The sequence below is a fragment of the Kitasatospora sp. MBT66 genome (assembly GCF_000710405.2).
Taxonomy (GTDB): Bacteria; Actinomycetota; Actinomycetes; order Streptomycetales; family Streptomycetaceae; genus Kitasatospora; species Kitasatospora purpeofusca.
In genome coordinates, this window is record NZ_JAIY01000016.1 from 545,322 (window position 1) to 570,660 (window position 25,339).

Here is a 25,339-nt window from a genome sequence, read left to right on the forward strand (position 1 = left end):
GGAACCCCCGCCGGAACCGCGGCCCGGCGAGCAGCCGCCCGCCGGGCCGTCCCCGCACCCTCCCACCGCGGCGCGGCCCACCGAAGTGCCCGACGCCGGTCCCACCGCGGCGGCGGCCGCTCCCGCCGCTCCCCCCGGGCCGGGCCCCGCACCCGGCCCCGACCTCCCGGCGGACCCCGACGACGACGCCGCCCTCGCTCTGCCGAGCCTGCCCGCCGGCCTGGTCGGACGGCGGGTCGCCGGGTACCGGCTGGAGGCGGAGATCGGCCGTGGCGGCATGGCCGTCGTCTACCGGGCCAAGGACCTGCGGCTGGGCCGCACCGTCGCGGTCAAACTGCTCGCCCCCGAACTCGCCCGCAACGAGGTGTTCCGGCGCCGCTTCATCCACGAGTCGCAGGTCGCCGCCGCGATCGACCACCCGCACATCATCCCGGTGTTCGAGGCGGGCGAGGCGGACGGCATCCTCTTCATCGCGATGCGCTACGTCGAGCACGGAGACCTGCGCGGCCTGATCGCCCGGGGCGGCCCCTTCCCGGTCGAGCGGGCCGCCGGACTCGCCCTGCAGATCGCGTCCGCGCTGGACGCCGCGCACGACCACGACCTGGTCCACCGGGACGTCAAACCCGGTAATGTGCTCGTCGCCCCGGGCACCGACAGCGAGCACCCCGAGCACCTCTACCTCGCCGACTTCGGCCTCACCAAGAAGTCCCTGTCGCTGAGCGGCCTGACCGGCGTCGGCCAGATCGTCGGCACCCTGGACTACGCCGCGCCCGAGCAGATCTCCGGACGACCGCTGGACGGCAGCTGCGACCAGTACGGCCTCGGCTGCGTCGTCTTCGAGATGCTCTCCGGAGCGCCGCCGTTCCGCCGGGAGAGCGACCTCGCACTGCTCTGGGCCCACCTCAACGACCCGCCGCCCACCGTGCGCGAGCACCGGCCCGACCTGCCGCCCGCCGTGGACGAGGTGGTCGGCCGGGCCCTCGCCAAGGCTCCCGAGGATCGGTTCGCCAGCTGCCTGCAGTTCGTCGCCGAACTGCGCGCGGCCGGCACCGTCCCCCCGGCCACCGGTCCGCCCGGCGCCCAGTGGGGCACGGCCGGCCCCCCGACCCAGGTCGTCCCCGCCGTCGCCGCACCCCCGTTCGGCGCAACCCCCGGCGTCCCCGAACCCCCCGCCTGGGCCCTCCCGGCCGTCCGCCCACCCGGCCCCGGCCACTGGCGGTGACGCTCGCCGGGCGCCGACACCGGCCGTTGTCGGTGCTGCCTGCTTCGATGGCCCCGACAGCGAGGACGGCAGCGACCGGGGAGAATCCGTGGGCACGTGGGGCAGTGGGAACTTCGAGAGCGACACGGCGCTGGACCACCTGTCGGCCGTCGTCGGCCGCCTCGTCGACGAGGTCGCCGAGGCGATGGCGGGCGATCCGGTCGGCATCGAGCCCGACGAGTACTGGGGCGAGGCCGTGCCTTGCCAGCTGGAGCTGCTGCACGTCCTCGCGCAGGCCGGCCGCTCCACCGAGGGACTGCCGAAGGCCGAGGTGATCGAGGGCTGGAAGGAGACCTACATGGCCGTCTGGGAGCGCAGCATCGACGGCCTGGAGCCCAAGCCCGAGTACAAGAGGAAGCGCCGGGAGGTGCTGATCCGCACCTTCGACCTACTGGCCGCCGACGCGCGGGAGGCGGAGATCGACGAGGACGCCTAGCCGGTCTCCCCGCGGCGGGGCAGGCGGGTGGCGGCGAGGGCGCCCAGGGCGCCGGTCAGCAGGCCCCAGCCGGCGGCGAGCGGCACGGTGATCCAGAGCACCGGGTCGAGCGTGAGCGTGCCGCCGGTCAGGGCGGCGGCCGGGCCGACCGGGCCCGCCGCCGGGCCGAGCACGGAGCTGAGCAGGTCGCCCAGTCCACCCTCGCCGAGGCCGACCCCGAGCACCGAGAGGCCGTAGTCGGCGGAGATCCTGGTCCAGACGCCGACCAGCAGCATGGTGACGGCGGCGGCCGCCGCCAGCCGCACCGCGTGCTGCCAGAGCCGGACCCCGCGCGGTGCGCGGTGCGCGGCGAACACCCCGGCGGCGAGCATCAGGACGGCGGCCGCCGGGAGCAACCACCAGGCCCGGGCGTTCTGTTCGGCGAGCGTGCCGAGGCTCACCGTGCCGTCCTGGCCCTCGCCGACGCGCAGTACGGCGGCCAGCGACTTGGGCACGGGCAGTCCGATCGCGCCGACCAGGTGGCCGTGCCACTCGCCGCCGAGGCCGACGCCGAAGGCGAGCCAGACCAGATTGGGCAGGGCGAGCAGGGCGACGGCGGCCACCTCGCGGGCGTTCCCGTTCACCGCGGCGGTGACGATCGCGGCCACCACCCCCAGTGCCACGCACCCGAGCAGGACCAGCAGCATCGCGAACCCGGCCGGGCGGACGGCCTGCTGGAAGGGCACCAGGGAGCGCGGCAGCGGGGCCCGGCGGGAGACGGCGAAGGTCGCGGCCAGCACCACCAGCAGCCAGAGCAGCCCGAGGCCGAGGGTGGGCGCGGGCTCCGCGTGGAAGCCCACCTCGGGGTCGATCCCGAGCGCGCCGCCGAGCTGTTCGACCAGACCGCCGCCGAGCGGCACCGGGAAGGTGTGCCGGGCGGCGACGCAGAGCAGGGCGAGGGCGACCAGCCAGACCACCGCCGTCCGGGCGGCGCGGCCGAGCAGTTCCCGGCCGCCCGCCACCGCGCGGAAGCGCAGTTGGCGCAGGAACACCTCGGCCACGGCCAGTGCGCCGACCAGGCTCACGGACAGCGGCATCGCGACGATCCCGGCGTCGACGGAGGCGAAGAAGCCGGCGCCGCCGTCGAGGCCCACCGAGCCGCCGACGGCGAGGGTGAGGGTGGCGGCGAGCACGTACGGGAAGCCGCCGCCGGGGAGGTCGTTCGCGCCGGCCGCCCAGAGGCCGAGCGCGGCGACGGCCGCCATCGCGGCGAAGCCGGCCAGGACGACCGCCACCGCGTCCAGCCAGCCGCGCACGGCGCCGGGCGGTCCGGCCGCCCCGGTGCGGGCCGGCCCGCTCGAACGGGCCTGCTCGTGCATGCGGGTCTCCCTGTCGGCTCGGTGTCCCCCCTGCGTCCCGGTCGCGGCCCCCACGCCTGCCACCAGGGTGGCCCAGGACCGGCCCGCCCGCCTGTCCGCCCGTCACCACCGCCACCACCGTCACCCCGTTGCCCCGCCCGCCGGTCCCGCTCGACGCCCCGCGCGCCGCCCGCTGCTGTTGCGACGGGCGGGCACCCGGGGCAGAAATGGATCCCAGTGGCAGGAGCCTCCTGCGCCGGCCGGGTGGACCGGCCGCCTGCGAAACGGAGCCTCGATGAGTTCCCAACCGCCTTCGTCCGGCCCGCCCCTCGGCCCGCCCTCCGGACCGCCGTCCGGCCCGCTCTCCGGACCGCCGTCGGGCGGCCGGTCCGGTCCGCCCGGTCCCCCGTCCGGCCCGGCCTCCGGCGGGGCCGGCGGACCGTCCGGCGGCGGCGGACCGGGTGGGTCGTCCGGTCAGGGCGGGCCGGGCGGGGGGCGTCCGACGCCGTGGTGGCGCTCCGGACGGAAGGCCGCCCTGGTCGCCGGCACCGCCGCGCTGGCCGTGGTGGCGGCGGTGCTGATCATCAACAACAACAGCGGCGGTGGCGGCGGCAACGACACCACCGTGCCGACCGCGAACGAGGTCGCGCTGCAGGGTCCGCAGGACCCGGGCCCGGCGCCGTTCACCCCCTCGGTCCAGACGGAGGCGGTGCAGGCTCCCGCCGCCCCGGCGCCGTCCACGGCGACCGCCACCCGAACGGCCGGTGCCACGGCCACCGCGAGCACCGGGCTCCACAACGTCGAGGGGACATCGGCCGGCGTCTACGGCGGGACGATGAACAAGCCGAGCTGCGACGTGGAGCGGCTGATCTCGATCACCTCGACCGGCGACACCGGCCGGGCCTGGGCCTCGGCCCAGGGCATCGAGCAGTCCGCGATCCCCGGCTACCTGCGGTCGCTGACCTCGGCCTATCTGCGGGTGGACACCCGGGTCACCAATCACAGCTACCAGGGCGGCGCGGCCGTCGCCTACCAGTCCGTGCTCCAGGCCGGCACCGCCGTGCTGGTCGACGCGCAGGGCGTGCCGCGGGTGCGCTGCGGCTGCGGCAACCCGCTGAAGGCGCCGACGCTGGTCTCGGACGCCAAGTACGTCGGCAAGCCGTGGACGGGCTTCCAGCCGAGCACACTGGTGATCCTGGTCGCCGCGCCCCGGCCGGTGACCGAGATCGTACTGGTGGACATCGTGACCGGCGGTTGGTTCGCGCGGGTGACGGGACAGGTCAAGGTCGTCGACAAGGAGGTCCGGGAGCCGCGCGGTCCGCTGGCACCCGGCGTCCCGCCCGCCACCTCCTGGCCGTCCGCCTCGTCGAGCCCGTCGAACTCGGGCTCCACCTCCGCCTCGACGTCTTCCTCGTCCTCGTCCTCGACCTCGGGTTCGCCGTCCGGCTCGACGTCCGGCTCCACCGGGCCGTCCAGCAGTTCGGCGACCGCCTCGACCTCGGGCGCGACCTCCTCGGGTGCCACCTCCTCCGGGGCCACCTCCTCAGGAGCCACGTCCTCGGGCGCCACGTCGTCCGGCGCGACCTCCTCCGGCGCCACCTCCTCGTCCGCCTCGGCCGGCACCTCGACCAGCGCCTCCACCGAGTCGGCGAGCTCGAAGCCGACGGTGACCACCACCCCGGCCGCCACCACGACCACCACAAAGACGGCCGCGTCGACCACCACGGCCCAGCAGCCGGCGACGGCCGCGGCGACCTGCGCCACCGCCGCGCCGTCCACCCTGCCGCCCTGCCCCACCGTCACGGCGACCACCGGCTGAGCCCGGCCGTCACCGGCCGTCACCGGCTGACGCGGGCCCCGGCGGCCCTGCGTCAGCCGGTGACGGCCAGCTCCGCGACCACCGCGCGGTGGTCGGTGCCCCGCACCCGGTGCTCCGTCACCGACACCGCGCGCAGCGCCTCCCCGTGCAGCACGTGGTCGATCTGGATCACCGGCCACAGCGCGCTGAAGTAGGTGTCCGACTCCGGCCAGGTGGGCGCGACCCCCCGGCCCAGCTCCGCGTGGGTGTCGGCGAGGCCGGTGTCGAGCAGGGCGCGCATCGGCGAGTGGTCGAGCGTCGCGTTGAAGTCCCCCAGCAGGACGGCGTTGCGGGTGGCGCCGGACACCGCCGCCCGCAGTCCGTCGAAGTCCTCCGCCCAGCGCCCGGAGTCACCCAGCGGGTAGTAGGTGTGCACGGCCGTCAGCCGGACGGTGCGGCCGCCGACCGTCACCTCGGCCGCGATCTGCTCCCGGGCCGCCTCCGAGGCCGAGCCGTCGAGCGGCGTCAGCGGGAGCCGCGAGTAGATCGCGGTGTCCCGACCGGGCCGCAGCTCCCGGTGCGGCAGCACCTCGGCGATGCCCGCCCGGTCCAGCCCGGCGACCGCGCCCGGCCCCAGCTCCTCCATCGCGAGCACGTCGACGCGCTGCTCGCGCACCAGCCGGACGATCTCCGCGGCATCGGCCTGCCCCACCCAGGCGTTGCTGGTGGCGACCCGCAGCCGGGGCGCGTCGGCCACCGGAGCGGCACCGCCGTCCGGCACCAGCCTCGGGACCAGCCAGAAGGCCTGCACCGCCACCAGGACACCGGCGACCGCCGCCGCCCACCACGAGCGGAGCGCCAGCAGCACCCCGAGCGCGAGCACGCCGCCCAGCGCCGCGTACGGCAGCAGCACCACGGCGAGCGCGAGCGGCGTCCCGTCGTCCCACCCGCCGAGGCGGACCGCCACCAACGCGGCCGACAGCGCCGACACCGCCCAGCCGGACCACTCCAGAACCCGCCGCACCCACACCCACCAGCGTGCCCGCTCCACCGGCTTCCCCACCCCTCGCTCCTGCCCCGTGCCTCTGGCTCAGGACGCGCCCGTCCGCGGCGCGGTTCCGTGCCGCTCCGCGGCCGGGGCTCGCGGCGGGGAACCACCACGCCTTCTCCCGGGCCCCGGCGTCACTGAGCTATTGAGGTGATCGTTCCTGCGTGTCCGGACAGAACGGTCCGAGGGCCGGGCGAGGGTGGGACGGACCCGCCCCGATCCGACCGCCCGTTGTGAGGCCACCCGTGGTTCATCGACCCTCCCCGCACCGCAAACGCCTGTCCGCCCTGTGCCTGGCGGTCCCGCTGGCCGCCGGGCTGGCGGCGCCCTTCGCCCTGGACCGGGCCTTCGCGGCGCCGGACCTGCCGCAGCGCCAGGCGGCGGTCCGCGGGGCCGGTACCCAGCGGCCGATCGGCCCCGACCCGGTGGTCGACCTGCTGACCCACGGCAACCTGACGATGGCCTCGAACTCGGTCCTGACCTGTGACGACAGCGACGGATCGGTCTGCAACGACACCGAGGGCACCAACAACGGCCGCACCAAGTACATCAAGACCGACCCGAACGCGCCCGGGAACAACGCCTCCTCGGCCCAGCTGCAGATCCCGGCCGGGGCCGAGGTACTCACCGCCCGGCTGTACTGGCAGTTCAACCCGACCAACACCAGCAACGCCGGCGGCACCTCCGGGGACATCAACAAGGGCAACACGGTGTCCTGGAAGGTCCCGGGGGGCGCCTCCTACGAGCAGGTCACCGCCGACACCTACGACTGGTTCGACCAGCAGGTCGGCGGCACCCCGCCCGAGCCGCTGCTGGCCGGGGCCGGCGTGAAGGACGTCACCGCCCAGGTGAAGGCCGCGGGCGCGGGCAGCTACACCGTCGCGGACATCCAGGCCTGCGCCGGCCGCTCCTCCGCGCAGAACTCCGGCGGCAACAACGTGGGCTGCTGGGGCGGCTGGTCGCTCGTGGTGGCCTACCAGGACCAGGCCGACCCGCTGCGCTACCTCCAGGTCTGGGACGGCTTCCAGCTGCTGCGCTCCCCCGACAACCTGGCGACGCTCACCCTCGCCGGCATCCGCACCCCCGCCACCACCCCGCCGGCCACCATGGGCGTCACCGTCGGCGACGGCGACGTGCCGATCGCGGGCGACCAGCTGCTGGTCGGCTCCGCGACCGACAACCTGACCCTGCTGCCGATGCCCGGCCCCACCGGTGTCGTCACCGACAACGCCTTCACCAGCCGGATCGACCGGGTCGCCACCGACGGCACCGGCAGCAACATCACGACCCGCGACCCCGCGCCGGTCAACAACTACGGCTACGACGCCCGCATGATCGACGTCACCGGCAAGATCCCCGCCGACGCCACCCAGGCCGTGCTCCGGATCAACGGCGCCGGCGACGCGCTGCACCCGCAGGCCGTCTGGCTCGCCGTCGACGCCCTGGAACCGGACCTGCAGATCACCAAGGCCAACACCCCGGCCGGCACCACCGACAACAACCCGCCCGGCAACGTCGGCCCCGGCGACAGCATCACCTACACCTTCACCGTCGCCAACCGGCACGCCGACGGCGGCACCGGCGACCTCGACACCGCCACCGGCATCACCGTCACCGACCAGCTGCCGGCCGGCACCACCTTCGTCGCGGGCTCCAACCCCTCCTGCACCGCCACCGGGCAGACCGTCACCTGCCAGGTCGCCGACCTCGCCCCGGGCGCGAGCACCACCGTCGCCTTCCGGGCCACCGTCGACCAGGCCGCCACCGCCGGCACCGTCCTGGACGACAGCGCGACCCTCGCCTTCCAGGGCAAGCAGACGCAGCGCGAGCAGACCCGCACCAGCAACACCGTGCGCAACACCGTGGTCGACACCCCGGTCTACTCGATCGAGAAGACCGCCACCCCCACCTCCACCACCCCCGGCAAGACCGTCGGCTACCGGATCAAGGTCACCAACACCGGCCGCGTCGCCGCACCCGGGGTCACCCTCGACGACAACCTCGCCGACGTGCTCTCCCGGGCCGGCTACAACGGTGACGCCGCCACCGACCTGGGCAACGTCACCGTCACCGGCAACACCCTGCACTGGAGCGGGGACCTGCCGGTCGGCGGGAGCGCCACCATCACCTACTCGGTGACCGTGCACAGCACGCTGACCACCGACACGGCGCTCGCCAACACCGTCACCTCCAGCACCTACCGCAACAACTGCCCGCCCGGCGAGGGCGACGCCCGCTGCCACGCCGACGTGACGGTGACCGTCCCCACGCCGTCGCCGTCCCCGACCGCCTCGCCCTCACCGACGGCCTCCCCTTCCCCGACCGCGTCCCCGACCGCGTCGCCCAGCCCCACCGCCTCCCCCTCCCCCACGGCGACGCACGGCCACAGCCACAAGCCCACCGGCAGGCCGACACACTCCCCCGGGCCTGACGGGGAGCTGCCCGACACCGGCTCCGGCGCGCTCCCGGTCCTCGCCCTCGGCGCGCTCGGCTGCCTGACGATCGGCCTGCTCGTCCTGCGCACCCGGGGCCGCCGACACTAGTCCCCCGCCTCGTCCTCGGACACAGACCGACAGCGAGCCCGTGCCGGGCGGAAGGGCCCGGCACGGGCTCGCTGTCATGAGACGGCGCCCGGAGTTCAGTCCACGCAGGGGATGCCCCCGGCCTTCACCGCGGGACCCTGCATGGGGAGGTCCGGCGTCGGCTCGGCGGTGGGCCCGGTCGACGGGGCCTCCGGCGAGGCGGACGGGCTCGCGGTGCGGGGGGAGTGCGTGGAACGGGGTGCGGCCGGGGTCGTCGTCCGGGTGGCGACGGGCGCCGCGAACGCGGCCGGTACGACGGGCGCGACCTGCTCTCCGGAGGCGGAGGGCGCGGCCTCCGGTGGGACCTCGTGGCCGAACAGCTGCTTGACGATCCGCTTGATCTGGCCCGGGTCGACGGTGTTGACCTCCTGACCGCCGATGTTCTTGAACCCGGTGATCGGCAGCGTGTTGAACTCCACATTGCCGCCGGTCAGGTTGGGCGCCTGCTGGGCGAAGTCCAGGACGTTCCAACGGTCGTCGATGACCACGTCCTTCTTCACCGCGTCGAACAGCCGCTGGAGCCGGCCGAGGTCGCCGACCACGCCGTCCTGCTTCAACTTGTAGACGACGGAGGAGATGAAGGCCTGCTGCCGGTGGGTCCGGTCCAGGTCGCCGTTCTTCAGGTGGTGGCGCTGGCGGACGAACGACAGCGCCTGCCGGGCGTCGAGCGAGCTGACGCCGGCCGGGAGCCGCAGCCCCGTCCCGCCGCCCTCGTGGGTCGCCGTCCGGGCGACGATCGGGTCGTCCACCGGGTTGTTGAGGCAGACCTGGATCGGCTCGACGGCCTTGGCGATGTCGTAGAAGCCGATCAGGTTCACCTCCGCGAAGTGGTCGATCGGGATGTCCAGGAAGGACTGGACGGTCTGGAGGGTGGCGGCCCGCCCGGCCTCCCGGCTCTGCCGCTCCAGCTCCGGTTTGGACAGGCCCTTACCGCTCAGCTTCTGCTCGGCGGCCTCCTTGGCGATGCCGTACGCCTCCTTGATCTTGTGCATCTTCCCGTCCGCGCCGACGGTCTGCACATAGTCGTCGCGCGGGACGGACAGGGCCGTCACCTTGCCCCCGTTGGCCGGTATGTGCAGGACGATCAGCGCGTTGGTGTTGTACCCGCCGATCTCGCTGGAGCCGGCGTGCAGTTCCTCCTCGACGAACTCCTTGGGCAGGTCGTTGCCGTCCATGTCCTTGCGGCTGTCGAGGCCGATGAGCAGCAGGTTGACGGACTGGTCGAGGTGCGGGGGCGCGTTCTTCCGGGCCTCGGCGAGCGCGGCCGACTTGACCATGCCGCTGTCGAGTTGCCGGTACTCGTACCAGACCAGGCCGCTCGCGCCGAGGACGGCCACCGAGAGGGTGCCGGCGAGCACGCGTCCGGCGACGGTCAACGGTCCGGTGCGGGGTTCAGCCATGACGGCGCCTCCGGTCGGTGGTCGGGCCGGCGTTGACGGCGGCCGGGGCGGGGGGCCGGTCGGAGCCCGGGTCCGCGGTCCGGCGCGGTTTCGGGATGCGACTCGGCTTCGCGGTCGGGTTCGCGGTCGGGTCGGTGCGGGCCGACCGGGCCGCGAGGGCCGCTCGTCCGGCCACGACCGACAGCGCCACGATCACGGCCACCGCCATCACCGGGAAGGCGTCGACCACCCAGCGCACGGCCGAGGAGGCGAGCGCCTTGCCCTGGGCTGCGTCGGCACCGGCGGCCCAGGCGGTGCCGGCCCTGGCGGCCAGGACCACCGGCGGCGCGGCGATGACGACCCACCAGCGCCCGGGGCGGGTGCAGCGGGCCGCAGCGACGCCGGTGCCGAGGACGGTGCCGAGGGCGAACAGCGGACCGCCGCCGTTCCCGGTCAGCTCCCCGGCGACCGCGCCGGCCAGCGGCAGCCCGGTCGCGGCCAGCAGCACCACCGCCGTTCCACCGGGGCGGGGCGGCGGGGCCGCTCCGCCCGCGCCTCTCGCGTGTTGCCCGACCATGCCCCACACCCCTTCCGCCGTGCCATCCGGTGAACTTCTACAATGCTGTAGAGCAAGAGTGGAGCATACAAACCCGTCCCCGCGAAATCACCCCGGCCACACCCGCCACCTGCCCACCACGGGGCCTCCCGACCGGGAAAGCAGCAGGTCAGCGGCGGCTAGGATGAACACGAACCGGGCGGAACGAACAGAAGGACCATCATGTTCGAGCACCTCAAGAACCTCGCCGACAAGGCCACCGGCCTCGCCCGCGAGCACAGCGGCGCCGTCACCCAGGGCCTGGACAAGGTCGCCGGGATCGTCGACGACAAGACGGACGGCAAGTACAGCGGGCACATCGACACGGCCACGGGCAAGGCCAAGGACTTCGTCAACGGCCTGGACGAGTCCAAGTAACGCGGACGCGGACGCGGAGGCGGAGGCGGACCCACCCCGAACCGGCCGGGCCGGGGTGGGGTGGGGTGGGTCCGCACGCGGTCGACCGTCAGACGGTGGCGGCCAGGCGCTCGATCCAGCGGGCGCGCCACGCGAGCGCGTCCCGGACCCCCTCCGCGATGCTCCGGCGCGGCTCCCAGCCGAGCAGTTCGCGCGCCGCCGTCACATCGCTGTAGCAGCCGAGCACATCGCCGGGGCGCGGCTCCGCCTCCCGGACGTCCAGCTTCTCGCCGATCGCCTGCTCGAAGGCCTCGACCAGCTCGCGGACCGTGGTGCCGTCACCGGTACCGATGTTGACGACCCGGTAGCGCTCCTCGGCCCCGGGCCGGACCACCTCGTCGAACCGGACCAGCGCGGCGACATGGGCGTCGGCGACGTCCTGGACGTGGATGTAGTCCCGGATGCCCGAGCCGTCCCGGGTGTCCCAGTCGACACCGGTGATGGTGAACGGCGTGCCGTTGACGTGCGCCTCGATCAGCTTGCCGAGCGCGTGGCTCGGCGCGAGGTCCTGGAGGCCGGTCCGCAGCTGCGGGTCCGCGCCGATCGGGTTGAAGTAGCGCAGCGCGACGACCCGCGTCCCGTCGGCGTCGGCGCCCCGGGTCCAGTCCTGGAGCACCTGCTCCATCATCTGCTTGGTGCGCGCGTACGGGCTGCTGCCGTCGACCGGGCAGCTCTCGTCGACCCGGCCGGTCGGGGTGGGCCGGTAGATGGAGGCGGAGCTGCTGAAGACCACCCGGGTGCAGCCGTTGCGCTGGAGCGACTCCAGCAGTTCGACGGTCTTGCCGACGTTCTCGCGGTAGTAGAACAGCGGCCGCGCGACCGACTCGGGGACGACGATCCGGGCCGCGCAGTGCAGCGTCGCGTCGATGTCGGGGTGCTCCGCGAAGATCCGGTCGACCAGCGCCGCGTCCGCGATGTCCCCCTGGTAGAACTCCCGGCCCTCGACGAACTCGGCCCGGCCCTTGGAGAGATCGTCGAGGACGACCGGGGTGATGCCCGCGTCCAGCAGCGCGGACGCCACGGTGCTTCCGATGAAGCCTGCCCCGCCGGTGATCAGTACCTTCCGCACGATCCGCATGCTCCCTTGCCTCGGTACGGACGCCCCGTGACGTCCGTTGCGGGGGAGGACGACTGGTTCGCACCCGGCGGTTCCCGGCGGGGCGCCCCGGGTAGGAGCGGGCTCGGGACCGGCGGGTCAGGGAGGGCCGTTCAGGGACGGCGGGTCGGGGACGGCGGGTCGGGGACGGCGGTTCAGGGACGGCGGCTGCGGCGGCGCAGGACGAGGCCGGCGGCGACCAGGGCGACGGCGGCGACGGCGGTGCCCACCGCGGCCCGGGCGGCGAGGCCGGAGCCGTCGGGGTCCGCGGCTTCGGTGGCGGCCCCGGCGGTGGCCGGGGCGGAGGTGGCGGGAGGGGTGCCCGGAGCCGTGGGCCGGACGGTGGCACCGGTCGTGCCCGGCCCGGTCGTACTCGGACCCGCGGTGCCCGTCCCTGCTGTGCCCGTCCCTGCTGCACCGGTTCCTGCTGTGCCCGGCCCGGTGGGCGTCGGGAGTGTCGGGTCGGAGATCACCGCGGCCTCGACGTCGAGTTCGCGCTCACCGTGCCCGAGCGAGGGGAACGCGCAGTCCACCGCGATCCGCCAGTGCCCGGCCGGCAGGAACTCCCGCGTGGTGTAGGTGCCCGGCCGCCCCGGCACGGCGACCAGCCGCCACGGTCCGGCCGCCCGGCCGTCGGCCGAGGTGGCGGAGAGCGTCCCGGCGAACTGCTCGGTGACCGGGTCGCGGTCGTTCTCCCAGGTGGCGACGGTGGTGACGCGCCCGCCGTCCTGTCCGGACACCTCCAGGTGGACGGTGTCGCCGTGCGCGGCGGCGGGAACTGCGGCGGGAGCGAGCACGACCGCCCCGGCGAGGGCCAGGACGGCGAGGGACTGACGGGTGCGGGGCATCGCGGGTCTTCCTCGTGGAGTGGAACGGGCCGGGTGCGGCCGCCACCGCGTCAGCGGCGGCCGCACCCGGCTCGGGGTCCGGGGATCGGGGGTCGAACCCCGGACGTCAGGTGGTCTTCTGCAGGTTCCAGCTCTGGTACGTCTGGCCGTTCGGCTTCTGCAGCTCCAGCAGCCAACCGCCGTAGTACCAGCGCTTGCTGGCACCGAGGACGAGCTCGGAACCGTCGGCGGTCAGGACGACCGCACCGCCGGCGGAGGTGACCCGCCACTTCTGGCCGGCCGCGTCCGAGCAGGGGCGCTGCGCGACGTACTGTCCGGCGACCGGGTTGCCGCCGAGCTGGAGGCACTTCTCCGAGCGGACGGACTTGATCCGCAGCGTGCCCGAACCGGTGTCCTCGAAGGTCCACTTCTGGTTGGCGTAGCCGGTGCGCTGGTAGGCGATGGCCACCGTGCCGTCGTTGAGCGAGCTGCCCCAGAGGTCGGCGGCCTGGCCGGTGAGGCCGTTCAGCAGGCTGTAGCGGGTGCCGGGCTGCGGCTTACCGGCGTCGGCCGAGGTGCGGAAGGCGGCCGCGCGACCCGGCTTGGACACCGCTCCGGCGGCGTCCCGGACGGCCACCGCGACGGAGTACGAGGTGTCGGGCGCGAGCCGGACCACGCCGACCACGGTCGCCCGGACGGTGCCGATCGTCTGGCCGTTCAGCAGGACGTCGTAGCCGCTCGCGCCGTTCACCGCAGGCCAGCTCAACACGGCCGAGGTCTGGGTGACCTGACTGACCGTCATGGCCGGGCCGGTGGTGCCGCCGGTGGGCGAGGCGGTCGGGCTCGGGGTCGGGGTGGTCGAGCCGGTGGGGCTCGGCGTCCCGGTGGCGGTCGGGGTGCCGGTCGGCGTCGGGGTGCCGGTGCCGGTCGGCGATCCGGTCGGGGTCGGGGTGCCGGTCGGGCTCGCGGTCGGCGAGGCGCTGTTGGTGGCGGTCGGGCTCGCGGTGGGCGAACCGGTCGCGGTCGGCGTGCCGGTGGGCGTCGGGGTGCCGGTCGGGCTCGCGGTCGGCGACGGGCTGCGGGTCGGCGAGTTCGTCGGGGTCGGCGAAGCGGTCGGGGTCCGGGTCGGGTCGGGCGTCGGCCCGGTGCCGCCACCGGCGATCAGGAAGCGGTTGTTGGCGACGTTCCAGTGGGTGGCGAGGTAGCTGCCCGGCGCCGGGTCGGTGTGGTAGTAGTCGTCGTGCCGGCAGTCCAGGCGCATGTCACTGGCGTTGTCCAGGCAGACCGTGCGCATCGCCGGGTAGTACGGGGCGTCCGAGTAGCACATGATGTCCCACTCGTCGACGCAGTGGCCGCCCTTGCTGGAGTTGGGCGCGCTGTTGCTCACCGCGCCCAGGTTGTGGCCGAGTTCGTGCGCGGCGGTGTGGCCGCCCCAGCAGCCCGAGTCGGTCCGGCCGTACGAGGGGCCGAAGTTGCTCAGGTTGTCCTGGCCGGGCCGCTCGTCGCCGGCGAAGGTGCCGATGCCGCAGTACACCTTGGCGTCCGCGAAGATCATGTACTTGCGGTCCTTGCGGTTGAGGCCCTGGGCCGCGATCGCACGGTTGCTGGTGTTGAAGTCGGCCATCTCAGCGTCGGACACCTGGATGTTCAACACCGAGGCGGAGCAGTCGGATTCGGTGACGAACCGGACGTGCCGGACGCCACCCGTCTCCTGGGCGCTCGCGTTGTAGATGACGTCGACGTCGGCCGCCCACTTCTTGAAGGAGGCCAGGTACTGGGCGAACCGGTCGTTGCCCGGGGTGTGCGCGTAGACCACCTGGACCCGGTTGCCGGCGCTGCCGTCGCCCTCGCAGACGACGCCCTGGCCGCCGGCGGCGGGCGCGGCGGCGACCGCCTGGTCACCGGCCGCGTCGGCCAGCAGCGTCTTCGCCGTGGCGTCCAGGACCGGCATCGTCCCCTTCACCAGGTCGGCGGCGGTGGGCGGTTGGGCATCGGCCGGGGGCGTCAGCGGGGCCGGCTGGGCGACGGCGGCGGCCACCGGCGGGACGTCCTTGCGGATGTCCACGTCCTTCGGCGGCGCGTCCGGGCCGTGGCTGCACAGCTCGCCGCCGGTCACCTCCAGGGAGCCGGCGCAGCGGTCGCCGGCGGGCAGGTTCAGTCCGGCGTAGACCAGGCCGCGGTCGGGCTGGTCCTTGGGTATCTCCTTGATCGGCGCGGCCTTCTGGTCGCGCTTCGGCCCGGGGGCCCTGGTGGCGTTCTCGGCGGTGCCGGTCTGGCCCGTGCCGTCGTCGGCGATCGTGCCGGCCATGGCACCGCCCACCCCGTCGACCGAACCCGCCACCGCGCTCGTCGCGGCGGTGTCGTGCACCGCGGACGACTCCATGGCGGTGCTGATGCCCAGCGCGCCCGCGACCAGTCCGGCCGCGACCGCCAGTGAGATCAGTGCCGTGCGCTTGCCCGTCCGTCGACGCCGCCGACGGCGGAGCTCCGTGCTCCGGTGCCCCATCGGGTGTCTCCTCTCCTCGTGCGAGGGTTCGACCACCGCTCGGGGTGATGGCCTGAACCTTCCGACACTCAGGAGACCGGCCCGGGCGGGCCGGATAACAAAAACCTCTTTTCGAAATTCGCGCGGGCGGACGAGGGGGTCCGGACGGGACGCGAGGCGGGGTCGGTGACACGTCGTCGGCGCACGCCCGGAGTGCGCGGCGCGGACCTCGGTGCGCGGGTGCGGACCTCGGTGCGCGGTGCGCGGCGCACGTGGACGGGACCGGCCGGATCCGGTCGGTCCCGGGGGCGATTCGGTTTCCGGGGCCGGTGCGGTGCCTGGGGCTTGCGGGTCCCGGGGCTGGGGCCGAGCCGGTGCCGGTGCCTCAGGCCGCGACGTCGAGCCGCTGCGCGGCGAGACCGGGGCTGCCCTGCCGGTGCAGCGCGGCGAGGCCCGCCGCGAGCTGCTGCGGGTCCCCGGCCAGCCAGAACCGGAGGGCGGCCGACAGGGCGGCGCTCGCCGGGCCGATCCGCAGGCCGGTCACCGCCGTGATCCGCTCGCCGACCAGCGGGAGCAGATCCGCGACCGGCGCCGGCAGCCAGAGCGTGACGGCGCACGGCGCGGGCCGGGCCAGCACCCGCAGCAGCCGCAGCACACCCGCGTCCCCGACCCCGGCCCCTGGCCCTGTCGCCGCCCCTGGCCCCGACGCGGCCCCGGCCACGGCCCCCGGAGCGACGGGCAGCACCGCCGGCTCCGAACGGACGGGGAGGACCGGGAGGACGTGCAGACTGGGGACGACGTCGATCAGCCCGTCCGCCGCGACGTCGGACATGTCGGCGCCGTGTCCACGCGCGAGTTCGCGCAGCAGGGCTCGCTCGGCGGCCGCGATCCTGACGGTCAGCATGACTTCTTCGCAGTCCATGGTCCCAGTTCCCGTCCAGAGCGTGAGGGTGTGCTCGTCCGTCGTCGGTCGTGTACCGGTCAGCCCTTGCCGATCATTACCTGCCCGTCAGCGGGGGTCCGCTATCGGCGTGATCAAGCCATAGTGGCCGTCGTAGCGGCGGTACAGGATCCGGCCGCGCCCGTCGCCGGGATCGCTGTGGAAGACGAAGGGCCAGCAGGTCAGCCAGAGTTGGCGGGCCGCTTCGAGGACGTCCAGCCGGGGCGCCGGGTGCGGGCTCTCCGTCAGCGGCAGCCCCGAGCCGCCGAGCCGGGCCGTGGAGTGGGCCCGGACCAGCCGGAATCCCCCGCTCCCGGGTGTCCGGTGGACCACGCTGTCCTGGCCGGTGAGCACGTCCGAGAAGAGGTGGAACCGGTAGTCCAGGGCCAGCATCTCTCGCACCGCCTGCTCGGGTGTGTGCCGGGCCAGGAGCACCGACTTCCGCCGGACGATCCGCCGTTCGGCGAGCGGGCGCGACGCGTACTGGGGGCGGTAGGAGCTCTCGTAGGCCGTCGCGAGTCTGATGTCGCCGAGCTCGCGCAGCCGGACCGCGCGCCCGGTGAGGGTGCCGAGCGCCAGGTCGACCACCTCCCGGACGGTCACCGCCGCCAGTTCCACCCGGACCCGCCCCACGCCCGCCAGGTCCAGCGCGGCCTGGGCGACGGCGGGCCTGGTCACCGACCGGTCCCGCGGCCGGGTGAGCCTCAGCCGGGCGGCGTGCGCGTCCGGCCCGAGGTCCGCGATCAGCGCCAGGCACCGGCTCCGGGCGTACTCCGCGTCCTCGCGGGGCAGTTCGCCCCGGATCTCCACCCGGACGTCGAGGGCGGGCCGGTGGCGCAGACGGGTCATCAGGGATTCCTCCTCGGTTCGCCACCATGCTGGACCCGTGCCCACCCTCCCGCCGAGGGCCGAAAGGCCCTGCCCACCAGGCAGGACGACCCGGTCGGACCCGAACGGTTCGTCCTCCGGCGGGGTCGCCCGCGACCGTCCGGGCGACCCCATCGGGACGCCACGCGTACACCTTGAGGACACTCCACCGATGGGGTGATCAACCCGGGTACGGCGCAACGCTCACGGGACCGGCGCGTTTCCCATGACGTGCGCCCTCTGGCAGCGGCGCGCGCGGGGTCCGCGTCGACCGGCCCCCGGAACCCGGCGGTCGCGGCGGCGGCTCCGGTGGTACCGCAACGCCGGGCCGTTCGACCGGTCCGACACCGACCGGTCGCGCCGGACCGTCCCACCGGTCCGCCCCCGGTCCATCTGGTGAGAGGTGATGTCATGATCCTGACCAACGAGACCCGCAGACCGCCCGCCCCGCCCAGATCCCCCGCGGCAGGGCCACGTCGAGCGGTCGTTCCCCCGCTCGCCCCCGGCGCACTGCCCGGACTCGGCCACGCCCCGGCCCTGCTGCGGGACCCGCTCGGCTTCCTCGGTTCCCTCTCCCGGTACGGCGACGTGGTCCGGATCCGCCTCGGCCCGCGTACGGTCTGCGTCGTCACCGACGCCGGGCTCGTCCACACGCTGCTGGTCGCGCTCGCCCACGACTGCCCCCGCGGCGCCGTCCAGGACACCCTCAAGACGGCCTTCGGCGACGGCCTGCTGATGTCCGAGGGCCGCGCCCACCGCGACCGCCGCCGGATCATCCAGCCCGCCTTCGGCCCGGACCGGATGGCCGACTACCTGGCCGTCATGCACCGGGTCACCGAGGAGCGGGCCGACCGCTGGCACCCCGGCCAGGTCCTCGACGTGGCCAAGGAGATGAACCACCTCGCGCTGGAGATCGTCACCCGCGCGCTGTTCGACGCCCGGCTGAGCGAGGACGCCACCCTCGCCTTCCACCGCGCCCTGCCCGACCTGGTGAAGGGGCAGATCGTCCAGTCCCTCTACCCGCACCCGGCGCTCGCCCGGCTGCCGCTGCCGGTGAACCGGCGCTTCGACGCCGCCGTCCGGGTGCTCAACCGCGTCGTCGACCAGGCCGTCAACGGCACCGCGCCCGGCGGCCGGTTCGGCGCGCACGACGCGCACGGCGGGCACGGCGGGCACGGCGCCGGCATGTCCGGGGCCGGCTTGCCCGGGGGAGGCTTGCCCGGGGGAGGCTTGCCCGGGGGTGGCTGCCCGATGACCGGGGGCGGGGCCCGGCGCCCCAGCCTGCCCGCCCTGCTGCGCGCCGCCGTCGACCCCGCCACCGGCCGACCGCTCACCGAGGCGGACGTCCGCTCCGAGGCGATCACCATGTTCGGCGCCGGCACCGAGACCGTCTCCACCACGCTGACCTGGCTGATCGACGAACTGGTCCGCCACCCCCACATCGAGGCCCGCGTCCTGGCCGAGCTGGACGAGCACCTCCCGGCCGGGACGGTGCCCACCCCGGAGGCCCTCGCCCGACTCGCCTACACCCGCGCCGTCACCCAGGAGGTCGTCCGGCTGCACGCGCCGAACGCCTTCCTGATGCGCACCGCGCGCGTCCCGGTCACGCTCGGCGCCTACCGGATCCCGGCCGGCACCGAACTGCTCTACAGCCTCACCGCCGTGCACCGCGACCCCGCGCTCCACCCGGACCCGCTCCGGTTCGACCCCGGCCGCTGGTACGACGCCGACGGAGCCGAGGGAACGGGCACCGGCGGTAGCGCCGCGGCCCGCCAGGCCTTCCTCCCGTTCGGCGCCGGCAAGCACAAGTGCATCGGCGAGGCCTTCGCCTGGGCCGAGTTGACCGTGGCGACCGCCGCCATCCTGCGCCGCTGGCGCCCGACAGCCGTTCCCGACGCGCGGGCCCGCGAGGTCGTCTGGACCACCGTCCAGGCCCAGGGTCTGCGGGTGCGGCTCGCGCCGCGCGGCGACAACCGGCCGCCGCACGCCCCCGGCACGCGCCGCACCCCCGCTCCGGGCGGCCGGGACGACACGCCGGCCCGGTGCCTGCCGATCGGCAGCCCGCGGCGGTCCACCCTGCTGCCCGCGCGGTCGACCGTACTGCCCGGCCGGTCCGCGCCCGGCCGTTCGTACCCGTCGGCGCTGCACACCACTGCCCTGCGGACCGCCGCCCGGACGGTCGCCCGCACCGCCTCGCGCACGGCTTCACGTGCCTCCGACTCACGTGGCTCCGGTTCACGTGCTTCTGACACGCGTACTCCTGATGCGCGTGCCTCTGGTTCACGTGCGTCCGATTCACGTGCGTCCGATGCGCGCACCGTCTCGCGCACCGCCGACCGAACGGGCCCGCGTCCGCGCGGCGGTGGCGGCAACGGCGGAGAGGCCCTCGCTCCGGGTGCGGGCACCGTCCGGTCCCTGGTCTCCCCCCGGCACCTCGTGCTGCTAGGGCCCGCCACCGCTGTACCCCGGCCCGCACCGTCCCCCCGCACCGCGGCGTCGCCCCGGCCGGTGGGGTTCACCGGCACGGCCGTCCCCCCGCTCCTCCGGCCCGGCACCGGGACGGCCCGCACCCCGGCCGAACTGACCGCCGCCACCGCCCGGCACGGCGACTGGGCGCTCGCCCACGGCCTGCTCGCCCCGACCGACCTCGCCCGCTACCAGTCCTACGCGCTGCCCGAGCTGATCGGCCACGCCTACCCCCGCGCCCGCGGCGCGGAACTGGACCTGCTGGTCGACATCCTGGGCTGGTTCACCATCCTCGACGACCGGTTCGACGGCCCGCCGGGACGGGACCCCGCCGAGGCCCGAGCCATCGTCGGACCGCTGCTGGCCGTCGTGTCCGGCCACCCCGTCCCGGTCGGCGGCCCCCACCCCCACCTGCTCGACGCCTGGCGGGAACTGTGGCAGCGCCAGACCGCGCCCATGTCACCGGAGTGGCGCCGGCGCACCGCCGACGAATGGCGCTCCTGCCTGGAGACCTTCCTCGCCGAGACCGCCCACCGGGCCGCGCGCACCCACCCCGACCTCGCCGAGACCGTGCGGCTTCGCCGCCACGCCAGCTGCCTCTATCCGTTCATGGGCATACTGGAGCACGTCCACGGCGACGAGGCACCGGCCGCCCTGCACCGGGACCCCGAGCTGCACCGCCTGCGCGCGAACACCGCCGACGCGGCGACCCTGATCAACGACCTGTACTCGGCCGACCGCGAGGAACGCCAGCAGGTCGCGGCCTTCAACACGGTGCTCACCCTGCAACGGGTCCGCGGCTGCACCCGGGCCCGGGCGGTCCGGTCGGTCGGGACGAGGATCGCCCGGCTGACCGCGGAGAGCGAGTCGCTGCGCCGCCGGCTGCTGCTCCGCCACCCGGAGGGCGGCTGGTACCTCCACGGCACCCGGGAACTCGTCGACGGCGTGCACGCCTGGACCAGCACCAGCCGCCGCTACACCGGCGAGGACGCCGTGCGCTGACGCCGATGCTGATGGCCGTGCTGATGCTGACGCCGGTGCAGATGCCGGTCCCGGGCGGGCCGGGTCACTTCCGGTCGCCGAGGGCGAACAGCAGCAGGACGAAGCCGGCGAACAGGTGCGTGGCGAAGATGTAGATGCCCGCCCGGATCAGCATCGCCCGGCGCCGCGCCTTCTCCTCCAGCGTCGCGCGCCGGCCCGTGGTGCCTTCGCTGTTCGTGGTTCCTTCGCCGCTCGTGGTGCCTTCGCCGCTGGTGGCCCCGGCCGGGCTCATCGCCGGCCCGCCGGGGTCGCGGGGGCCTCGGGCGCGCGCAGCTCGCCGAGCAGCGCGTCCTGGTCGGTGATCAGCTCGGTCAGAATCCGCCGGGCGGCCCGGAGCAGCTCGGCGACGTCCGGTGTGCTGAGGGCGTAGACGACGGTGTTGCCCTCGCGGGTCGCGGTGACCAGCTGGGTCCGGCGCAGGACGGAGAGCTGCTGGGAGAGGTTGGAGGGCTCGATCCGGATCTCGGCCAGCAGCTCGCGCACCGGTCGCGGTCCGTTCTGGAGCAGTTCCAGGACGCGGATGCGGACCGGGTGTCCGAGTGTCCGGAAGAACTCCGCTTTCGCCTGGTAGAGCGGGACCGGCATCGTCCGTTCTCTCCTGTCTCTCCTGCGGGTCGGGGATGGGCTCGTTCGCCGCCTGGCGGCGTGAAGCATCATCCTTGCGGATGAAGATTTCTTCAAGTCGTCATCCCCGAACACGGAAAGCGGGCGCTAAGCGGAAGGAAAGCGAGGGACGCGGAGAGGCGCGGAGGCACCCGGGAGACAAGGCAAGCAGTGCGGGCCCGGGATCCAGGATCCCGGGCCCGCACCGCCCTACCGGGCGCGTGTCATCAACACGGCACCACAACGTCGACGGTCACCGGAACCGGACCCCACGGGTAGGCGGCGGCGCTGAAGCTGCCGTGCACGGTGGAGCCGCACGGAACGGTGCCGCCGACGCCGCGCACCTGCACGGTGCTGGCGGTGAAGCGGGTGTACCCGCTGATCGAGCCGAGCGACGCGCCGCCGACGACCTGGCCGGACAGGCCGGTGATCAGCTCGACGGTCTGCGGCCACGGGCCGCCGGGGCTCGGCGGGCCGGCCAGGCTGATCTGCCCGTACAGCTGGACGTTGTCGCCGGTGATCTCGGCGCACACCCGGGTCGACAGACCGGCCTGCAGGCCGGAGGCGCCGCAGGTGGTGGTGGTGCCGATGATGCCCGTGTTGGCGGTCTGGGCCGCACTCGCCTCGGCCGGCACGGCCAGCAGGGCCGCCGCGCCGACGATCCCGGCCGCGGTCAGGGTGAGTCGGTTCATCCGCATGTCCGCTCCTCCTCTTCTCTCTTTGACTACAAGGAATCAGCATCACCACATGTGACATTTCACATGTGGCATGTCGTAAGACTTTCATGCGATTCCAATGCAGGAAAGGGCCAAGATCCGAACACTTGATGATCAGACTGGAAACTGGCCTTCGATGGCGTGATTTTCAGCCTTCGATGGCTTGAATGACTACTCGCCCAGCGGCAATCGCCCGGCACTCAGCCGCTGGGCACTCTCGATCGCCATGTCCATGAACGCGAGCGCGTCGGCCCGCCGCGCGAACGGAGTCGGATACCGGGAGCGGCGCCGCCCGCCGTCCCGGATCCGCAGGCACTCGTCCAGGATCCGGTACCACCGCTCGTCGAACACCGCCCGGGCGTACTCGCCGGCCCCGCGCTTCGAGGCGATCCGCCCGGTGGCCAGCGTGTAGTGCGCGCGGCTCACGCCGAGCACCCCGTGGGCCGCGCCCGCCCCGTTCAGAAGGGCCAGCCCCGGGCGCGAGGCCAGCCGCGAGGAGCGCCGCCGCCACGGGCGCCAGTACTCCTCCAGGCTTCCGGCCGTCCACACCGCGAGCTCCCCCGGCCCGGTGTCGATCATCAGCTCCTGCGCCCGTGGACCACAGAGCGTGACACCGTGCCGCGCCAGCGTGTGCCAGAGCACCGGCGTGCGGTCGGTTCTCACCCGGTGCCGGACCGTCCCCCCGAACACCTGCGGTCCCGGCGCCGCCTGCGCGGGCGCGCCCGCGAGTTCGTGCCAGGTCAGATAGGGGCCGTCGAACGCCGGGCGCGGATAGCGGGTCGCCAGCCGGGCGTGCGCGCGTTCCAGCCCCGCGAGCTGCGCCGCCGTCACCGGATCGGCGGACACAGCCACGAAGTCGATGTCGCTCCGCGCCGGGTGGAAGTCCCCCAGCGCGGCCGAACCGACCACGTAGAGGCCCTCGACCAGCCCGGGTACGGCGGCGTCGGCCAGGGTCAGGTAGGCGTCGGCGATCTCGTGTACGAGAGGGTGCACAGTCACGGCGGCAAGCCTGCCATCCGGATGACCCTCCGTGTCCGCTCGTTTCCGCTAAGGATCGGCGCGTGTTGGTCAGCTGTGCACCCTCTTCGCGCCACCCTCACTCCCTTTCGCGCCACCCCCTCGCCACCCTCGCCACCCGCGCCACCCCGGCTGGGAGCGGGCGGGCGGGAGCGGCAGGGGGCGCGCGGCCGGGCGGCGGGCGCCGGTGGACGAGAGTGAACGAGTGCTGGTGGACGGGTGCCGGTGAGGGGGTGACGGAGGTGCCGGGGTCGGGGCGTGCGGGCTCAGAGCCGGCCGAGGGAAGTACGGAGGGTGTCGACCCGGCCGACGGCGCCGCTGAACTCGCCGGCGTCCAGATGACCGCTGTCGAGGGCGGCGGCAAGGGCCGCGGCGGCGGCGTCGCCCTGCTGGATGTCGCGGGCGGAGCACAGCAGGAGGTCCATGCCCGCCCGGGCCGCGGCGACCGCCCGGTCCCCGGTGTCCCCGAAGGCGGCGAGGGCTCCGGCCTCCAGGGCGTCGGTGACGGTCACCCCGCGGAACCCGAGGCGCCGGCGAAGCTCGCCCTGGACGACCGCGGTCGACAGTCCGGCCGGACGGTCGGCGTCGAGGGCCGGATAGACCGCCCAGGAGGCCATCACCAGTCGGACCCCGCCGGCGATGGCGGCCCGGTAGGGCTCCTCGCCCCGCGCCCGGAGCTCGGCCAGCGGCACCGGGAGGACGACCGGGCGCTCGTCGGTGTTCTCCTCGCGGGCCGCGGCGCCGAGGCCGGGGAAGTGCTTGGCGGTGGCGGCCACCCCCGACCGCTGCTGGGCGGCGAGGAAGGCGGTGCCCAACTCGGCCACCACCTCGGGCTTTCCGCCGTAGGAGCGCTCGAAGTGGTCGATGAAGTTGTCCGGTGCGTCGAAGACGTCGAGCACCGGCGCGAGGTTGACGTTCAGACCCGCGTCGGCCAGGGTTCCGGCCGCTCCGGCGCCGGACCGGGCCGCGTCCCCGGCCGGGTCGGCGGCCGCGCCGGTCTGCCGGGCCGAGTGGACCGGGGCCCCGGGCAGCCGCCGGACCTTCCCGCCCTCCTGGTCGGTCATCAGCAACAGCGGCGCACCGGACGGCGATTCCTGCGCGGCGGCCTTCAACTGCCGAACCGCCAGCTGGAGTTGCTCGGGCGACGGGGCGTTCTCCTTGAACAGGATGACGCCGGCGGCACGGCCCGCCCGGATGGTGTCGAGCAGTTCGGGCGGCGGGGTGTCACCGGGGTAGGAGTAGACGATCCGACGGCCGGCGAGCCGGAGCGACGCGGCGGAGGGCGCGGTGGTGGGCACGGCGGTGGTCCTCCCGGAGGGAGTCGAGGTCCCGGGGTTCGTCCCGACGGTGCCGGTCCCGGTGTCGGCCGCGGTCTCGGTCGCGGTGTCACTGTCGGTGCCGGTGTTCGTCCCGACGGACCCGGCCGTCCGGTCGGGCGGCGCCTGTACGGCCAGGGGCGCGACCGGGCCGAGCCCGGTCGCCGGGCCCACCGCCGCCAGCAGCAGCGCCAGGAGCGCGAAGCGGACCGGCCGACGGGGCGTCCGACGGGTGCTGCGGCGTGGCGGGCGTGGCATGGGGCGTCCATGGCGGGGCGTCGACATCCGGCCTCCCTCGGTCGGTCGGGGTCCGGGCCGGTCGGGCGAGCCGGCCCCGGAACGGCCAGGATCGTCGATCGGCGGGCGGGAGTCGACGGGTTCGACCGCGGACACGCCGCCGGTGCCGCGGACACCGCGACCGGACGGCGTAACAGCAGCAGCCTCACCCCGGGAGCGGTGGTCCCGCCTCCCGGAGCAGCCGTCCGAGGACGGCGATGCCCTCCTCGATCTCGCCCGGTGTACCGGCCGCGTAGCCGAGGACCAGCCCCGGCGGGTGCGGCAGGCGGGCGTGCCAGGACAGCGGGTGCACCTTCACCCCGTGGGCCAGCGCCGCCGCCGCGAGCTCGGTGTCGGTGCAGGGCAGACCGTCGGGGAAGGTGAGCATGAGGTGCAGCCCCGCCGCCGCGCCGTGGACCGCGGCGCCGGGCAGATGGGCGGCGACGGCGGCGGTCATGGCGTCACGTCGGCGCCGGTGGCGGGTGCGCTGCAGCCGGAGGTGGCGCTCCAGGGCACCCGATTCCATCAGGTGGGCGAGGACCAGCTGCGGGAGCGCGGCGTTGCCGAGGTCGCTGAGCCGTTTGGCGTCGACCAGGGCGTCCCGGTAGCGGGCGGGGGCGAGTACCCACCCGGTGCGCAGCGCGGGGGCGAGCAGCTTGGAGACGCTGCCCAGGTAGAGGACCTGTTCGGGGAGGACACCGCGCAGGGCGGGCACGGGCGGGCGGTCGTAGCGGTGTTCGGCGTCGTAGTCGTCCTCGATCACCAGCCCGCCGTCGGCCGCCCATTGGAGCAGTTCGCGCCGCCGGGCGCCGCCGAGCACCACGCCGGTCGGGAAC

General features: G+C 74.7%; 21 protein-coding genes. 6 read left to right on the top strand and 15 right to left on the bottom strand.

Going from position 1 to position 25,339, the window contains the following annotated elements:
- Positions 1–199: 199 nt before the first annotated feature.
- Together BI06_RS38315 and BI06_RS38320 are read left to right on the top strand one after the other, a co-directional pair.
- Positions 200–1,222, top strand: a complete 1,023-nt coding sequence (locus BI06_RS38315; protein ID WP_043476407.1) for a serine/threonine-protein kinase — start codon at positions 200–202, stop codon at positions 1,220–1,222.
- A gap of 88 nt (positions 1,223–1,310) precedes the next feature.
- Complete coding sequence (locus tag BI06_RS38320) at positions 1,311–1,697, top strand: DUF4259 domain-containing protein (protein WP_043475988.1); 387 nt, start codon at positions 1,311–1,313, stop codon at positions 1,695–1,697.
- On the opposite strand, the gene BI06_RS38325 is transcribed toward BI06_RS38320, so the two are convergent.
- Positions 1,694–3,055, bottom strand: a complete 1,362-nt coding sequence (locus BI06_RS38325) for a streptophobe family protein (protein ID WP_051742760.1) — start codon at positions 3,053–3,055, stop codon at positions 1,694–1,696. The genes BI06_RS38320 and BI06_RS38325 overlap by 4 nt on opposite strands.
- A 274-nt stretch (positions 3,056–3,329) precedes the next feature.
- Between BI06_RS38325 and BI06_RS49935 the strand changes: the two genes are divergently transcribed.
- On the top strand, positions 3,330–4,853 hold the full coding sequence (locus BI06_RS49935) for a DUF6777 domain-containing protein (protein WP_051742761.1): 1,524 nt from the start codon (positions 3,330–3,332) through the stop codon (positions 4,851–4,853).
- 52 nt (positions 4,854–4,905) lie between these two features.
- Here BI06_RS49935 and BI06_RS38335 read toward each other — a convergent pair whose 3' ends face one another.
- Positions 4,906–5,895, bottom strand: coding sequence for an endonuclease/exonuclease/phosphatase family protein (locus BI06_RS38335; RefSeq protein ID WP_233290458.1), 990 nt, complete (start codon positions 5,893–5,895; stop codon positions 4,906–4,908).
- A 230-nt stretch (positions 5,896–6,125) separates the two neighbouring features.
- On the opposite strand from BI06_RS38335, the gene BI06_RS38340 reads away from it, so the two are divergent.
- Positions 6,126–8,423: a DUF11 domain-containing protein gene (locus tag BI06_RS38340; RefSeq protein WP_051742762.1), complete on the top strand. Its 2,298-nt coding sequence runs from the start codon at positions 6,126–6,128 to the stop codon at positions 8,421–8,423.
- 95 nt (positions 8,424–8,518) lie between these two features.
- Here BI06_RS38340 and BI06_RS38345 read toward each other — a convergent pair whose 3' ends face one another.
- Together BI06_RS38345 and BI06_RS38350 are read right to left on the bottom strand one after the other, a co-directional pair.
- On the bottom strand, positions 8,519–9,862 hold the full coding sequence (locus BI06_RS38345; protein ID WP_051742763.1) for an LCP family protein: 1,344 nt from the start codon (positions 9,860–9,862) through the stop codon (positions 8,519–8,521).
- Positions 9,855–10,418: a DUF6542 domain-containing protein gene (locus BI06_RS38350; protein WP_149030610.1), complete on the bottom strand. Its 564-nt coding sequence runs from the start codon at positions 10,416–10,418 to the stop codon at positions 9,855–9,857. Before BI06_RS38350 ends, BI06_RS38345 begins: the two co-directional genes overlap by 8 nt.
- Before the next feature lie 201 nt (positions 10,419–10,619).
- On the opposite strand from BI06_RS38350, the gene BI06_RS38355 reads away from it, so the two are divergent.
- Positions 10,620–10,814, top strand: coding sequence for an antitoxin (locus BI06_RS38355; RefSeq protein WP_030393215.1), 195 nt, complete (start codon positions 10,620–10,622; stop codon positions 10,812–10,814).
- Between the two features lie 88 nt (positions 10,815–10,902).
- Here BI06_RS38355 and galE read toward each other — a convergent pair whose 3' ends face one another.
- The 5 genes from galE to BI06_RS38380 form a co-directional block, all read right to left on the bottom strand.
- Positions 10,903–11,922: a UDP-glucose 4-epimerase GalE gene (galE, locus tag BI06_RS38360; protein ID WP_233290459.1), complete on the bottom strand. Its 1,020-nt coding sequence runs from the start codon at positions 11,920–11,922 to the stop codon at positions 10,903–10,905.
- A 182-nt stretch (positions 11,923–12,104) separates the two neighbouring features.
- On the bottom strand, positions 12,105–12,797 hold the full coding sequence (locus tag BI06_RS38365) for a hypothetical protein (protein WP_051742765.1): 693 nt from the start codon (positions 12,795–12,797) through the stop codon (positions 12,105–12,107).
- A 106-nt stretch (positions 12,798–12,903) separates the two neighbouring features.
- The gene (locus BI06_RS38370; RefSeq protein ID WP_051742766.1) at positions 12,904–15,282 is read right to left on the bottom strand and encodes an RICIN domain-containing protein; all 2,379 of its coding nucleotides are present in this window, start codon (positions 15,280–15,282) and stop codon (positions 12,904–12,906) included.
- Between the two features lie 364 nt (positions 15,283–15,646).
- On the bottom strand, positions 15,647–16,183 hold the full coding sequence (locus tag BI06_RS38375; RefSeq protein WP_149030611.1) for a hypothetical protein: 537 nt from the start codon (positions 16,181–16,183) through the stop codon (positions 15,647–15,649).
- Between the two features lie 87 nt (positions 16,184–16,270).
- A complete protein-coding gene (locus BI06_RS38380; protein ID WP_051742767.1) occupies positions 16,271–17,050 on the bottom strand; it encodes a sigma 54 modulation/S30EA ribosomal C-terminal domain-containing protein in 780 nt (259 codons plus the stop codon).
- Between the two features lie 429 nt (positions 17,051–17,479).
- On the opposite strand from BI06_RS38380, the gene BI06_RS38385 reads away from it, so the two are divergent.
- Positions 17,480–20,536 (top strand): cytochrome P450, encoded by a 3,057-nt coding sequence (locus BI06_RS38385; protein ID WP_051742768.1) that lies wholly within the window; start codon positions 17,480–17,482, stop codon positions 20,534–20,536.
- Positions 20,537–20,600: 64 nt separating this feature from the next.
- On the opposite strand, the gene BI06_RS38390 is transcribed toward BI06_RS38385, so the two are convergent.
- The 6 genes from BI06_RS38390 to BI06_RS38415 form a co-directional block, all read right to left on the bottom strand.
- Positions 20,601–20,807 (bottom strand): DUF6126 family protein, encoded by a 207-nt coding sequence (locus tag BI06_RS38390; RefSeq protein ID WP_030393221.1) that lies wholly within the window; start codon positions 20,805–20,807, stop codon positions 20,601–20,603.
- On the bottom strand, positions 20,804–21,160 hold the full coding sequence (locus tag BI06_RS38395) for a helix-turn-helix transcriptional regulator (RefSeq protein WP_030393222.1): 357 nt from the start codon (positions 21,158–21,160) through the stop codon (positions 20,804–20,806). The genes BI06_RS38390 and BI06_RS38395 overlap by 4 nt, the downstream gene beginning before the upstream one ends.
- 245 nt (positions 21,161–21,405) lie before the next feature.
- Entirely contained in the window at positions 21,406–21,876 is a 471-nt protein-coding gene (locus BI06_RS38400; protein WP_030393223.1) for a hypothetical protein, read from the bottom strand.
- A 189-nt stretch (positions 21,877–22,065) separates the two neighbouring features.
- Entirely contained in the window at positions 22,066–22,893 is an 828-nt protein-coding gene (locus BI06_RS38405; RefSeq protein WP_043475994.1) for a nucleotidyltransferase domain-containing protein, read from the bottom strand.
- A 284-nt stretch (positions 22,894–23,177) separates the two neighbouring features.
- Positions 23,178–24,485 carry a glycoside hydrolase family 3 N-terminal domain-containing protein gene (locus BI06_RS38410; RefSeq protein ID WP_107113487.1) on the bottom strand — a complete coding sequence of 436 codons (1,308 nt, stop codon included), beginning with the start codon at positions 24,483–24,485 and terminating at the stop codon, positions 23,178–23,180.
- A 184-nt stretch (positions 24,486–24,669) separates the two neighbouring features.
- Positions 24,670–25,339, bottom strand: a 670-nt coding sequence (locus tag BI06_RS38415; protein WP_043475997.1) for an aminotransferase class I/II-fold pyridoxal phosphate-dependent enzyme, incomplete at its 5' end; no start/stop codon positions are given.

Bases quoted from the DNA above. Each gene is read 5' to 3' on its own strand.
- BI06_RS38325 (WP_051742760.1), bottom strand. From the start codon at position 3,055: ATGCACGAGCAGGCCCGTTCGAGCGGGCCGGCCCGCACCGGGGCGGCC.
- BI06_RS49935 (WP_051742761.1), top strand. From the start codon at position 3,330: ATGAGTTCCCAACCGCCTTCGTCCGGCCCGCCCCTCGGCCCGCCCTCC.
- BI06_RS38345 (WP_051742763.1), bottom strand. From the start codon at position 9,862: ATGGCTGAACCCCGCACCGGACCGTTGACCGTCGCCGGACGCGTGCTC.
- BI06_RS38350 (WP_149030610.1), bottom strand. From the start codon at position 10,418: ATGGTCGGGCAACACGCGAGAGGCGCGGGCGGAGCGGCCCCGCCGCCC.
- BI06_RS38355 (WP_030393215.1), top strand. From the start codon at position 10,620: ATGTTCGAGCACCTCAAGAACCTCGCCGACAAGGCCACCGGCCTCGCC.
- BI06_RS38365 (WP_051742765.1), bottom strand. From the start codon at position 12,797: ATGCCCCGCACCCGTCAGTCCCTCGCCGTCCTGGCCCTCGCCGGGGCG.
- BI06_RS38370 (WP_051742766.1), bottom strand. From the start codon at position 15,282: ATGGGGCACCGGAGCACGGAGCTCCGCCGTCGGCGGCGTCGACGGACG.
- BI06_RS38375 (WP_149030611.1), bottom strand. From the start codon at position 16,183: ATGGACTGCGAAGAAGTCATGCTGACCGTCAGGATCGCGGCCGCCGAG.
- BI06_RS38380 (WP_051742767.1), bottom strand. From the start codon at position 17,050: ATGACCCGTCTGCGCCACCGGCCCGCCCTCGACGTCCGGGTGGAGATC.
- BI06_RS38385 (WP_051742768.1), top strand. From the start codon at position 17,480: ATGATCCTGACCAACGAGACCCGCAGACCGCCCGCCCCGCCCAGATCC.
- BI06_RS38390 (WP_030393221.1), bottom strand. From the start codon at position 20,807: ATGAGCCCGGCCGGGGCCACCAGCGGCGAAGGCACCACGAGCGGCGAA.
- BI06_RS38395 (WP_030393222.1), bottom strand. From the start codon at position 21,160: ATGCCGGTCCCGCTCTACCAGGCGAAAGCGGAGTTCTTCCGGACACTC.
- BI06_RS38400 (WP_030393223.1), bottom strand. From the start codon at position 21,876: ATGCGGATGAACCGACTCACCCTGACCGCGGCCGGGATCGTCGGCGCG.
- BI06_RS38410 (WP_107113487.1), bottom strand. From the start codon at position 24,485: ATGCCACGCCCGCCACGCCGCAGCACCCGTCGGACGCCCCGTCGGCCG.